Source organism: Pseudonocardia sp. Ae717_Ps2 (genome assembly GCF_001932475.1).
GTDB lineage: Bacteria > Actinomycetota > Actinomycetes > Mycobacteriales > Pseudonocardiaceae > Pseudonocardia.
This window is the reverse complement of record NZ_MCIS01000013.1, coordinates 24,754-37,173: the sequence shown is the minus strand read 5'-3', so window position 1 is coordinate 37,173 and position 12,420 is coordinate 24,754. Positions and strand designations below refer to the sequence as shown.

General features: G+C 69.6%; 13 protein-coding genes. 7 read left to right on the top strand and 6 right to left on the bottom strand.

Annotation, left to right across the window (positions count from 1 at the left end; translation table 11 throughout):
• The 3 genes from Ae717Ps2_RS32855 to Ae717Ps2_RS32845 all read right to left on the bottom strand — a co-directional run.
• Positions 1–996, bottom strand: a 996-nt coding sequence (locus Ae717Ps2_RS32855; RefSeq protein WP_158071618.1) for a Tn3 family transposase, incomplete at its 3' end; no start/stop codon positions are given.
• A gap of 12 nt (positions 997–1,008) precedes the next feature.
• On the bottom strand, positions 1,009–1,590 hold the full coding sequence (locus Ae717Ps2_RS32850) for a hypothetical protein (RefSeq protein WP_075334818.1): 582 nt from the start codon (positions 1,588–1,590) through the stop codon (positions 1,009–1,011).
• Positions 1,591–1,628: 38 nt separating this feature from the next.
• Entirely contained in the window at positions 1,629–1,970 is a 342-nt protein-coding gene (locus Ae717Ps2_RS32845) for a DUF4158 domain-containing protein (RefSeq protein ID WP_075334817.1), read from the bottom strand.
• A gap of 901 nt (positions 1,971–2,871) precedes the next feature.
• Between Ae717Ps2_RS32845 and Ae717Ps2_RS32840 the strand changes: the two genes are divergently transcribed.
• From Ae717Ps2_RS32840 to dnaB, 7 genes are all read left to right on the top strand, one after another.
• Positions 2,872–3,192 carry a hypothetical protein gene (locus Ae717Ps2_RS32840; protein WP_075334514.1) on the top strand — a complete coding sequence of 107 codons (321 nt, stop codon included), beginning with the start codon at positions 2,872–2,874 and terminating at the stop codon, positions 3,190–3,192.
• 72 nt (positions 3,193–3,264) lie between these two features.
• Positions 3,265–3,705, top strand: coding sequence for a ParA family protein (locus Ae717Ps2_RS40700; protein WP_198932384.1), 441 nt, complete (start codon positions 3,265–3,267; stop codon positions 3,703–3,705).
• Positions 3,662–3,928, top strand: coding sequence for a hypothetical protein (locus Ae717Ps2_RS38620; protein ID WP_233147882.1), 267 nt, complete (start codon positions 3,662–3,664; stop codon positions 3,926–3,928). Before Ae717Ps2_RS40700 ends, Ae717Ps2_RS38620 begins: the two co-directional genes overlap by 44 nt.
• A gap of 128 nt (positions 3,929–4,056) precedes the next feature.
• On the top strand, positions 4,057–4,248 hold the full coding sequence (locus tag Ae717Ps2_RS32830) for a hypothetical protein (RefSeq protein WP_075313251.1): 192 nt from the start codon (positions 4,057–4,059) through the stop codon (positions 4,246–4,248).
• A gap of 571 nt (positions 4,249–4,819) precedes the next feature.
• Positions 4,820–5,251, top strand: coding sequence for a hypothetical protein (locus Ae717Ps2_RS36890; protein WP_139319254.1), 432 nt, complete (start codon positions 4,820–4,822; stop codon positions 5,249–5,251).
• A 291-nt stretch (positions 5,252–5,542) separates the two neighbouring features.
• Positions 5,543–7,189, top strand: a complete 1,647-nt coding sequence (locus Ae717Ps2_RS36885) for a hypothetical protein (protein ID WP_139319126.1) — start codon at positions 5,543–5,545, stop codon at positions 7,187–7,189.
• An 11-nt stretch (positions 7,190–7,200) separates the two neighbouring features.
• Positions 7,201–8,589, top strand: coding sequence for a replicative DNA helicase (gene dnaB, locus Ae717Ps2_RS32810; protein WP_075334529.1), 1,389 nt, complete (start codon positions 7,201–7,203; stop codon positions 8,587–8,589).
• A gap of 104 nt (positions 8,590–8,693) precedes the next feature.
• Here the strand turns inward: dnaB and Ae717Ps2_RS32805 are convergent, their stop codons facing one another.
• The 3 genes from Ae717Ps2_RS32805 to Ae717Ps2_RS32795 all read right to left on the bottom strand — a co-directional run bounded on the left by Ae717Ps2_RS32805 (position 8,694) and on the right by Ae717Ps2_RS32795 (position 10,966).
• On the bottom strand, positions 8,694–9,629 hold the full coding sequence (locus tag Ae717Ps2_RS32805; protein WP_075313255.1) for a ParB/RepB/Spo0J family partition protein: 936 nt from the start codon (positions 9,627–9,629) through the stop codon (positions 8,694–8,696).
• Entirely contained in the window at positions 9,626–10,261 is a 636-nt protein-coding gene (locus Ae717Ps2_RS32800) for a ParA family protein (RefSeq protein ID WP_233147839.1), read from the bottom strand. Before Ae717Ps2_RS32800 ends, Ae717Ps2_RS32805 begins: the two co-directional genes overlap by 4 nt.
• A 408-nt stretch (positions 10,262–10,669) precedes the next feature.
• Entirely contained in the window at positions 10,670–10,966 is a 297-nt protein-coding gene (locus Ae717Ps2_RS32795) for a hypothetical protein (RefSeq protein ID WP_075313256.1), read from the bottom strand.
• Positions 10,967–12,420: the final 1,454 nt, after the last annotated feature.

Here is a 12,420-nt window from a genome sequence, read left to right as displayed (position 1 = left end):
GGCGACCTCGGCCGGGCCCAGGTTGGTGCCGTAGGCGTAGGTCGTGGTGACGTAGCGGCCGAGCGTGTCGCGGATCTTCGGGTCCGACCCCGAGGCTGGCCCGAAGTGCCGGTGCCAGCCGGTCAGGTACGCGGTGCGGGTCAGGATGTCCAGCAGGCTGCGTTCGGGCAGCCGCTGGTGGATCGCCGCTTCCAGCGTGATCGCCGAGGGTCGCCGGTCGGCGCCCTTGCGGCGCTTGAGCACCGGCCGCTCGCCGTCCAGGACCAGGTCGGTGTTCGCCGGGAAACCGGCGTCCACTGTCGCGGCGGTGCGGGTCAGCTCGTGCCGGTAGTGCGCCACCAGCGCGGCCGCGTCGATCGGGATACCGGCCTGAGCGCAGAAGTCCGCGGCCAGCAGCTGGCACTCGTCCCAGGTCATGAGCTGGGCGTGCAGGTTGGCGTAGGAGTCCGAGCCGGCGACCGCGATGTCCCCGGAGCGCAGCTCGGCGGCCAGGTAGGAGAACACGCAGACCTCCAGGTGTCGCCGCGCGAGCATCCCGGGTCGCTGCTTGTCGCGCAGCACCTTGTGCCAGGCGTCGCTGGCGAAGGCGTCCGCATCGACGCTGACCGTCGTCGGCGGTTGCCCATCCACCTCGACCGTGATGGTCTCCGGTATCCAGTCACTGCGCCGGTCGCGGACCGCGCGGATGAACTCGACCGCGTCCAGCACGCTGCGATCAGCGCTGGTGGCCTCCAGCTCGATCGCGTCGACCAGGGTGAACAGCACCGGCCGGTGCGAACGGTAGAACCGCTCCAGCAGCGGCAGGTAGTTGTTGCCGTGGTAGGCCGACACCGCCTCGGCCGCGGTGGCCAGTGCGTCGATCTCGCCGGCGTCGGCCAGAGTCTTGAGAACCAGGCGGCCAGTGCGTTCCTCCACGCCCTCGACCGGCTGGCCCGGCTCGCTGGGGTCGGCTGGCATGCTGGCTTCGCGGGCGGCGGCCACGACGTCGCCGAGCACGCCGATGAGTCGTTAGGTCTCGGCGCGGTTAGCGGACTGGATCTCAGCCAGACGCTCGCGGCCCTTCTTGTGCAGCGCGGCGAGACGCTTGCAGAACATGGTCACCACCTCGTCGCGGGCCGAGGTGCGGCACTCGTGAACGAGGCTGATCAGCAGCGTCAGCCGCTTGTCGTCGTTGAGGACCTTCCGCATGTCGGCGGCGTCGGTCACCCGCGCCTCGCCGGCGAAGTGCGCGACCTTGCCCGGTGGGATGCCGTCGAGCCACAGCTCGGTCGGACCGAGCGCGTCTAACGCGGCCAGGCGCGCCAGGCGGTCCTTGAACTTGCCCAGCGTCGCGGCGCCGGCGGAGTCCTTCAGCCGGTCGAACTCGCTGCGGCGGGTCGCCGGATCGACCCACAGCAGGCGTTTCAGCCGGGCACGTTGCATCCGGTCCGGCCGGGCCGCGACCCTGCTGAACAGACCGGTGTTGACCTCGGTGCGGATCGAGGCGGTCATCGCGTCCAGCGTGGTGTAGCCGGGCAGCTCGCAGCTTTGGCGCACCAGTTCGTCCAGCGCCACGTTGATCAGGTCGGCCGGGTTGTCCTTGGACTGCAACCGCCTTGCGGATCGCCGACTCGGCGACCTCGCGCACGTTAGCCGGCGTGTACTTCACGCCCAACCGCGCCGCGCACGAAGTCCCGGTGCCGCCACAGCGTCCGGTCTGACTCGTACACCGGCCTCGACGGCTTCAGCCAACTCCAGCTTGCTGCGGACGCAGTCGACCACCACCGGCGGAACGGCGACAGCTTCGGGAAGTACCCCAACCGCTGGTAGCACTTCAGCAGCACCACCAGCGCCAAGAAGTGCTGGTCCGTGGTGGTCTTCGTCCGCGCCCAACCGGCCTCGTCCGGCGTGGGAGTGAACGCCTCGGCCAGCTCCCGCGCCGACACCACCCTCTTGAACCGCGGATACGCGGTCCGATCAATCGACGCCACCCCAGAAACCCCGGAAGATCACCTCGTAGGACGTGATCACCATAGCCGCACGGCGGCCCGCAGCGGTGTCAGTGCCGTTGATCAGCGCCTACCGGAGAGTCGACGGCAGGTTTCTGGCGTATTCCGGTCCCACCCCCTGTGCGGGCGGACCTATGCCGAGTGGGGCCGGTCGCGCTGGGAGATCCAGCGCGCCTGGCGCACTCGGCACGCCTACCGGCGTCGGTGATCAGCGAAACGCGGAAACCGCTCGCGTGCGATGCTGATCGGGCTCGGCACGTGACGAGATCCGAGATGGAGGGCGCGATGCTGTCGCTTGTGGGGCGTCGTGCTGATCGCGGTCGGGGTGATCCTGCTGCTGCGTGCGGCGAGCATCGTCATGCGCGATGACGGAATTTCGTCGCGATGTTGACGGTCAGTCCCGGGTCGGTGCGTCCGCCGTCGCGGCCGTGGAGCGTTCGGACCCGGCAATGGCTCCGGGCGCGGGGAGAGCGGGGCAACCCCCGCCAGGGGCCGACGATCATCGAGGACCAGATTCGTCAGCTCCCTGCACCGATGGCCGCCCCCGAGATCGCGGATTGGATGGCGCGGTGGAGGGGCCGTCGATGACTGAGCCCAGGTCCGCCTCAGATCGGGCGGGTAGGCGTGGAGTCGAGGCGGTGGCGTGATCCGGAGGGAGCGGCGGACTGGTGGCGGCTGTCTCAAACCGGTGTTGCTGGCGGGGGTCGGTCTGCTGTTCGTCATGAGCGGCTGCCTGGCGATCCAGTCCAGTGCCGCGGTCAGCGGTCCGACAGGGGCTCCGAACCCGTCCAGGCAGCCGGTCGCTGGTCCGCCGGCACAACCGCCACCACCACGGGCCGCGACCTGGACCGGGACACTGCGCATCACTGACCCTGGCGTCAACATGAGCGAGCAACCGCCGAAGGTCGACACGATCGGCGGCACGTCGACCGTGCGGTTCGACTCCGGCGACGGCACCCTTGCGGTGGACGGCGGTGGGCCGGCCGCGCTGTGGACCGAGGAGCGCGACCCGACATACGAAGAGTGCGTCGCCCAGCTCGGGGTGCAGGCGTTGGGCCGCCGGGAGATCCAGAGCATCCCGTACGTCCGGGGCCAGGGCTTGTGTGTGGTGACCTTTGCCGATCGAGCGGTGGCGTTCGTCCGGGGTGTGAGCGCGGTGGACGGAGACGCCGTGCAGATGCGTGCTGTTCGCTGGCCCCACTGAGCCGTCGCGAGAGCGCCTGTCACGCTGGCCCTGAGAAGCCTGATCTGCTGAACTACTGCACTAACTGAGCCACTGCACTACCTGAGTCACCTGAACCCTGGGAGTTGGCGTGATCCTCATCGTCATGAATCTGAAGGCGGGAGCACCAAGACGACCAGCTCGGCGTTCCTCGCTCACGCCCTGGCCGAGAACGGCCACCGCGTCCTGATCATCGACGCCGACCCGCAGGCCAGCATCACCCGCTGGGCCGAGATGGCGGAATGGAGCATCCCCGTGCGGGGCATGGCCACAGGGCGGCTGCACGTCCCCGGCGTCGGGGTGGACCTCGAAGCCGGCGACTACGACGCCGTCGTCATCGACACCCCGCCACCGAGAAGGAACGAGGCATCGTCGAGTCAGCGATCCGCGCCGCCACCCACGTCCTGGTCCCCTGGCCCCGTCCTCGGCCGAGGTGGAGCGGATGCCCGTGGTGAAGGAGCTGATCGACGACCTAGCACACCTAGGTCGACATGAGACTCCGCCGCAGGCAGCGGCGATGTTCACCCGGACCAACCCCCGCGCCGTGGCCAACGCCGAGTACCGGGAGCTGTTGGAGTCCGAGGGCTGGCGGGTGTTGCGGTCGCACGTCTCCCAGCTTCAACGGTTCGCGCAGTCGTTCGGCGGGCCGATCGAGCGGGCGGCAGCCACGGCCTACGGGGACGCACTCACCGAGCTGACGGGGACCTCGATCCGATGAGCGACGCTAGAAGCCGGGCCCGATCACTGCGGGACCGCTCAGAGAAGGCCGCAGCGGCCGAATCAGCGGCCGCAGAGAAGGCCCAGCCGCGACCGGCCCCCGACAGCGACCGGAAGGTCCGCCAGACCGTGGACCTCACCCAGGCCAATCACAAGGCACTAGCGACGTGGCGACTCGACACAGCGGTGACGCTGGGCCGGACGCGGCTCACCACCCAAGACGTACTGCGGGCCGCCGTCGACGTGCTGCTCGCCGACGAGGCCACAGCCCGCCGAGTACGAATCCGGCTCGAAGAGATCCAAGACGCCGAGGAGCGCTGAGCGATGGTGCGTAAACCCTGGCCGTGGCGAAAAGGCGCCAGAACGCCACAGGACGACGACGCGACCGCGCCGGCGGCCGCTACCGAGCGAGCCAGCGGCATGTACAAAGCGCTGAGTGAGTTGGGCGTCGGTCCGCTCAACGCGGAGCAGCGGCGGATGGTGATCGCGCCAGCGAACGCCCGAGCAGTGTTCTCCGATCATCCGGCGGTAGGCCTCGGAGCGCGCAACGATGCCACCGTTGAGGGGGGCTGTCCCAGCCTCGCGGGTTGTGTACTGCCACCGGCGGACCACGAACGCCCCAGCCGCCAGCCCTACCGCGATCATGCCGACGTACCCCACTGGTCCGTACTGATCTAGCCCGGACGTCCCCGGAGCTCGAGACCGGCCGACAGTGGACGACGCTCACCCAGAGGGCCACCTATCTTTCGGCGGCGCCCGGGTCCACACAGCACGGAAGCCTCTTCGCTCGAGTGCTCGTCTTGGCAGAGCAGATCGCGGGCCACGACACGGTGCGACCTCACGGTTGCAGGCTGCGCGGCGTGTCGACTATCCGAGCTTCAGAATATGGACCATGATGCCTCCCATGCCGAGGAGATCATCAGGCCGCGCGAAGGGACGCCCCTCGAAGGGCTCCCGCGTTGTGATCTTTCCTCGACTGCCGCTCGCGGTCGAGGCAGCGCTCAAAGACCTTGCCGCACGGCGAGGCCTGACCTGGTCCGAGGTCGGAGCAGATCTCGTCTCACAAGGATTGCAGCGGGTCTCTGAGCTGCCAGCGACGCTTCCCGCGCGTTACACCGCGGCCGACAGCTCCGCTCTGACTGTGCGGATCCCGGTTGCCGACAACGTGCAGGTGCGTGCCCTCGCGCGCGACCTGGACCGGAACCTCTCGATCGTGAGTGGCGCCCTAATCGAGATCGGGCTTCGGCACGCCTTCGAGATGCCGGGCCAGATCCCCGTGCAGTACATGACGACACAGGAGCGGCCGCTGACCAAGGCCTCCTAACGAGATCGAGGCGGCCCCCTAGCCCGGGGGCCGCCTCGAATCGCTCTCGCATCAGTCGGTCGTGCACCCGAGCTGACGCCGTAGCCCCGGCGAACCGGGGCCAATCCCCATCCGTCCAAGAAGGGGCGCTTTCGCGTGTCCAGGATACACCCTGGGCCGGAACGCGACCATGACAGACACGGGGCGAGTTCGTCGTGCCCACGTGCCCTCAGCTCGTCGGCGACGCTGAACAACCGCCGATCTGTCATCGCCGCACACCCAAACCCCGGCCCGACCTCGATCAATGCACCCGTGCCGCTGCAGCCGCCGTCGCGGCAGCTGCTCCTCGATCAGACCATGTCGGCCCTCGCCGTCTCCTGTGGAACGGGGGAGGCCGAGTCCGACCCGGCGGCTCCTCAGCTGTGTGTGAGCTGTCGACGACGCTCCGGCAGCACGCGCGACACCCCACTGCGCTCGGTCGTCTGCGGGCCGTGCTGGTTCGCCGGCGGCGGCGACATCTCGCCGTCCGAGCTCGCAGACACGACCTCCACCCCCGACGATCTCGCGACGGCTCTGGACGCGGTCACTGCACTCCCCCGCACCGCGCTGGACTGGTACCGCGGGCTCCTGGGCTCGCCCTGGTACCAGCAGATCCGCCGCGACGCGGCAGGACGGCTGCGTGGACTGCTCGAGGAACTGGCCCGCCGCGCGGACTGGGACGCCCACACCAGCTGGCCGACCTGGGACCGCCTCCAACTCGCCAGCGGCTGGCGGCGCAGCTCGACCGCCGCCTGGCTCGCCGAACTGCAGCGCCAGGGCTGGCTGTCCCGCGTCGAGGGCGGGTCCACCCCGCAGTACCGCCCGATCGCCCTGCAGCACCTCTCCGGGAACCGGGCCGCGGTCTATCAGCTGCGTGTGCCGGCCACTGAGGCCGCTGAGAGGGGCATCCCGACCTTGCCGGAGGCCGCCAGTAGCCCTCGGCCCGAGGCCACGGCACAGACCGAACAGGACACAACTTGGACCCCAACCCACCCACTTAGTAATCCCTCTAAGATTCCTACAGGGGTTCTTACACGCGCGAGAGCGTGTGTCCACAGTTCCGAGATCAACTCACCTTCACGAAACGTATTCGGCCCTACCGGGCCAGGCCACGAGGAAAAACAGGGCGGCTATTTCGCTGATCGCGTGCCGGTGACCGGGGCTGAGATGCTCGCGGCGGCCGCGGAGCTGCGCTCCGACCCCGCCCTGCGGCGGCTGACGCCGCGCTGGATCCGCGCCATCGTCCGCCGCTGGTGGGAAGCCGGGTGGACCAACAACGACCTGCGCTTCGCTATCGCCCACCAGCCCACCGCCGACGGCCCCGCCCGCGCCGTGCACCGTTGCCCGGCAGCCGAGCTCCGGAGCCCTGATGGCTGGCTGCGCCACCGTCTGCGCCGCTGGAGCGACGATCGCGGCCCGCTGGTCTCCCCCTCGGCCGACGCCCGCCATCGCCGCCAGACTGCCGCCGAACACGGCCAGGCCGCCGCTGACCGGCTGCCCTACGGCGCCGCTGACCTGTCCCCCACCGACCTGCACATCACCAGCGACGACCACCGCGCCGCACGCTCTGCCCTCGTCCGCCGCTGGGCGGCCGAGTTCACCGCCAGCCGCAACGCCCCCCGACCCGCCGCCGAGGTCGCCACCCCCGAGGACAGCAAGCGCCACTACCGCCGGATCAGCCGCGACCTCGACGCGGGCCGCCAGCGCCGCACCGCCACTCCCCCACCGGCCGAGCCATCCGAGCCCACCGCAGCCGCGGCCCCGGCGAGTTCCTCCCCGGGCACCGGCTCTCCGCACGACAACGGCGCCGACATCGGCGAGGCGGGCTCCGCCCACGAACGTGCGCTCGCCCGCGCCCGCGTCGAGCGCACCTCCCACGCCGCCCGTCCGCTCCGCCGAGCCCCCCGGAGGTTCCGTTGACAGCCGAGCCCATCGACCACGATCAGGCCCACGGCAGCGAATCATTACCTGGTAATGGGTCCGTAGCCAGCGGCACCTTCGACCGTCAGCCCCCACAGGACCTCACCGCGGAACAGTCCGTGCTCGGCGGCATGCTGCTGAGCAAGGACGCGATCGCCGACGTGGTCGAGGTGCTGCGCCCGGAGGACTTCTACCGGCCCGCGCACCAGACCGTCTACGAGACGATCCTGGACCTCTACGGCCGTGGGGAGCCGGCCGACGCGGTGACCGTGTCGGCGGAGCTGCAGCGGCGCGGCGAGCTCGTGCGGCTGGGAGGGGCGCCGTACCTGCACACCCTGATCGCGACCGTGCCGACCGCGGCGAACGCGGCGTACTACGCCGAGATCGTCGGGGAGAAGGCGATCCTGCGGCGGCTGGTCGAGGCCGGCACCCGGATCGTGCAGCTCGGCTACCACGGCAACGAGGGCGGTGAGGTCGAGGAGGTCGTCGACCGGGCACAGGCCGCGGTCTACGAGGTCACCGAGCGCACCACCACCGAGGACTACACGGTGCTGGAGGAGCTGCTCCAGCCCACCATGGACGAGATCGACGCGATCGCCTCCCAGGGCGGGATGGCCGCGGGCGTGCCGACCGGGTTCGCCGATCTCGACGCCGTGACCAACGGCCTGCACCCGGGGCAGATGGTCGTCGTCGCGGCCCGTCCGGGTCTGGGCAAGTCGACCCTCGGCCTTGACTTCGCCCGGTCGTGCTCCATCAAGAACGGCATGACCAGCGCGTTCTTCTCGCTGGAGATGAGCAAGTCCGAGATCGTCATGCGTCTGCTCTCGGCGGAGGCGCGGATCCGGCTGGCCGACATGCGCGCCGGCCGGATGTCGGACGAGGACTGGACGCGGATGGCGCGGCGGATGTCGGAGATCTCCGAGGCGCCGCTCTACATCGACGACTCGCCGAACCTGACGCTCATGGAGATCCGGGCCAAGGCGCGCCGGATGAAGCAGCGCTACGACCTGAAGCTGATCATCCTGGACTACCTGCAGCTGATGACCTCGGGCCGCAAGGTCGAGTCACGTCAGCAGGAGGTGTCCGAGTTCTCGCGTCAAATCAAGCTGATCGCGAAGGAGCTCGAGGTGCCGGTGGTGGCGATGAGCCAGCTGAACCGTGGTCCCGAGCAGCGCACGGACAAGCGGCCGATGCTGTCGGACCTGCGTGAGTCCGGTTCGATCGAGCAGGACGCCGACATGGTGGTCCTGCTGCACCGGCCCGACGCGTTCGAACAGGACGATCCGCGCGCCGGCGAGGCGGACCTGATCCTGGCCAAGCACCGTAACGGCCCGACCACGACGATCACGGTGGCCCACCAGCTGCACTACAGCCGGTTCTCCGACCTGGCGCACGGCTGAGCCGCGCCGGGGCGGCCGATAACCGGGTTATCGGAACCCGCTGCGAGCGAGCGACCGATAACCCGGTTATCGACTGTGGGTCGGCGATAACCGGGTTATCGACTTCAACGCCGAAGCGCGGTCAGCGCGCCGATCAGCGCTTCCAGCCCGTCGTCGTCCAGCTGCCGACGCAGGCGCCGGGCGATCTTGTCGACGTCCACAGCCTCGTCACGAGCGCCCGGCTCGGACGCCGGAACGGGGGAGGAGGACCCGTTCGCAGCCTCAGCATCGGCATCAGCGCCAGCGGAAGAGGTCACGACCTCCACAGCAGGTGGCTTGTCGCGCAGAGTCTTGAGCTTCTCCGCCTGTTCCTCCGCGGGAACCGAGGCGACGGTTCGGGCTTCCTTCACCGATAGCTCGCCGGCGCGGAGCTGCTCCTGTAGCTCAGGGGTGAGCTTGAGGAGAGACAGCCGTTGGGAGACCCACGCCTGGGTCTTCGCGACACGCTTCGCCGCCGCGCGTTGCGAACCATGCCGCTCGACAAGGCCTTGGAGCTCCCTGGCCTCCAGCAGTGGGGGGAGGTCCTGGCGGTGGATGTTCTCGACGAGCGTGGCCTCGGCCAGCATCGGGTCCGCTCCGCCGAGCCGATCCTCGACCGATGCCACGAGATGGGTCAACCCGGCCAGGTGGGCGGCTGCGAGCCGGCGGTTTCCGATGAGGACCACCCACGACGCGGTCCCGAGCTGATCCGCGTCCTCGGGATAGTGAGCAAGGTAGACATCTCGGGCGACCACCGTCGCTGGCTGCAGCTGATGGTGCTCCCGAAGGCTGTCGGCGAGCTCCTCGATCGCGGAGTCGTCGTAGCCGTAACGCGGGTTGCGCGGATTGTGGGCCAAGTCGGACAACGGGATCCGGCGCTGGGACGCCCCGCCGTCGGCCAGAGCGTGCAGCGAGGTCTCCTCGGCGAAGACATCGGAGCTGAACGAGACTCGCCCCCGCTTGCGCTTCTTCGCCGGCGCGCCGACCCCAGAGTCCGATGCGCTCGCGGCCACCTCGCTCATCGGGTGCGTCCGTAGCCGAGCTCGAGTGCCAGCCGCAGGATGTCCTGCTGCGCCTCCAAGGCCACGCGGCTCTTGGCGTACTGGGTGCAGACCACGCCCTCGGCCGCCGCCCGGCTGTGGATCTTGTACCGACGGACGACCGAGTTCGCCAGCGGCCAGTTCTTCTTCCGAGCGAAGGCGAGGGTGTCGTCGAGGTCGACCCGGCCGTCGCGTGGATCCCAGAGATTCACCACGACGGTGTAGGGGACACCCAGCGGCTCAACGACCTGGGTGATCGTCGTGTCTGCCGGCACGAAGGTGAGCGGCTCCGTCGTGATCGGAACGATCGCGTCGTCGGCGCTCTTCAGGACCGACCGGAGGATGTGCTCGTTCTCCAGGCTGCCTGGGGTGTCGACGAACACGTGCGCGTAGTCGGCATCGCGCAGCCGCTCAAGATCGCTTGGGTCGTCGGTCTCGGTGTAGGCGAACGGGATGTCATCACCGACTCGGCTCGCCCACCAATCCATCGATCGCTGTGGGTCGGTACCGACGACCAGGACGGACGGATCGTCGCCCCCCAGTACCTGGTCGACGACCGCAGCGAGGTTGACGGTGATCGTGGTCTTGCCGACGCCGCCCTTCTGGCAGCACACAGCGTGAACTCTGGCCAAGATGGCCACCTTTCCGTGGACTTCACGGCCCGGAATCGGGGCGCTACTTCGGATAAGTCGTGTCAGATGATGCCATCTGCACGCCTGCGCTCCGACGCCATCCCACGGCGTGTGGCGTCAGGGTCGCGCACCACGGCGACGGTATAACCCGGTTATCACCGTCTTCTCGTCGGCAGGGTGCGCAGCTCTTCGGTCGACGTGCTCGCTGGCGGCTCAATCTGCCGCCCGGGGTCAATCGCTCGGTAGCGAAGGATTCCGTTTCGAAGCGACCCGCCGATGAGGCCCTGGGCGAACGACGTCGGCGCTCGGCGACATCGTGCTGCACCGAGGTCCTCGGAGAGTGCCTCGCGCCTATAACCGGGTTATCGCACGACACGGTCGCCCGTGCGCTCAGCCGTCGTCTGAACGGAATACCCCATGCGCGACCAGCCACTTCCGCCAGTGGTCCACACGCTCCGGATCGGCCACGAAGTCGGCCGGCCAGTCGTCGATCGCGATCTGGCGCAGAACGTCGCGCACCAGGCTGCGGCCGACCCGGGCGCGGGAGGAGACCTTCCGCAGGTGGGGGTCCACCACGGCGTGCATCGCACGCGCGGTGTCGTCCAGCGTGAAATGCACCGGCCGGTAGGCGACCAGAACCTCATGTCCGTGCTCGTCTGCCCTGGCGACCAGCGAACCCTCGCGCATCCTCGCTCCACTCACCCGCTTGGTTCGGTACCGGGAACTGTACCGACGTTCGCGGTGTGGCCGAGAGCCCGCGTGAGCGTGTCTCCGAGCAGCGAGCCCGCGGCGCCCCGGGGGCTACGAGGTCACCGAATGTGCCCGCTCGATCCTCGGCATCGCGCACGGCTGCCGAACGCGGCTGGTCCGGCCGGACACGCAGCCGGACACCCGGCCGGACCAGCACCTTCGCCGCGTTCTCGCCCGGCCCGAAGCCCGTGCGAACCTGCCGGAGACGGCGGATTCGACAACATCTATTAGCGAGACAGTATCGCAACTGGTGGCGAGGCCTGATTGGGAAGGCCGCGGAGGTGGGCAGCCGGCCGCGCGTGCTCGGCGCGGGCATCCAGCCGAGTCCCTGGCGGGGTGAGTGCCCGTTCAGGCCCTGCAGATGCCTTCTGACCAGCCGAGACAGGCGTTCCCGCGCCTGCTGCGCGTCGATCTGACCTCCGGAAGGGGATGCGAGCACCCGTCCAGGGCGCGGTGAGCCTGTGACCAGTAACTACGCAACTTCCAGCGGCTCTCGGGTGAACCAGCGTCAGCCGCGCGATCGGTCCCTCAGGCTGGGCGTGACGTCCCTTATGAAGGGCGGGGGGCGTCCGCCGGGGCTACGTCGTCGGTTCCTGACGCAGTTGTTCCTGGTCAGGTCGCGGTACAGAGCTCGCAGGCGCGCCATTCCGGACTGGGCGGCTTCGACGTAGGGCCCGTGAGGCGAGACGCGTCGAGGGGCGTGCTCAGCAGCTCCAAAGGGGAGCCGACGTCTCCCGGTCCTGTCGACGCGTCAGCAGCGCGGCCGGTGCCCGGGGGAGTAGAAGACCCGGGCGTGCCCGCATCCTGCCGGGCCGCCGCGCGCGTACGCGTGCGTTGCGTAGAAGCCGCCCGGAACCGCGAGACCCAATTTCCACGGACATTTCCGGATCGAGGAGGCGCCGGTCTGCGTCCGACCCACTCGATCCGGTGGGCGATCTCCGGCGCGTGTGCCGGCCTGGAAAGTCCCGAGGGGATCGCGCCCAGCCCGGGTCGAGCGCCGGGCCGTGTCGCCGAAGCTGGCATGTCAGCGACGCCGCGGGGCGGACGATCGAATCCGCGGGCCCCGGGTGGACGGCCCCGGACTGCAGGCAGAGCCGTCCTGCCCGCGGAGTGGCTCCCGCACTCGGATCCCTCCCATCGAGCTCTGGCGAGCGCCGGTCGACGACCGGCAGGGCGGGGCAGGGGGGAGCGTTCGTGCTGCTTGCGGGTTCGAGTCCGGAGCAGATGAGGCTGGAGCCGGGCGAGCGTGCGAGCGGCGGCCGGCCCCGCCGCGGTCGTTCGGTGTCCCACCCGCACCGGCGGCGTCGGGCCCGCTCGCATGCACGGCGAGGAGGGGACCGCTCCTGAGCCGCCCGGGGAAATTTCCGGCGAGCAACCTGCCGCCACCAGGG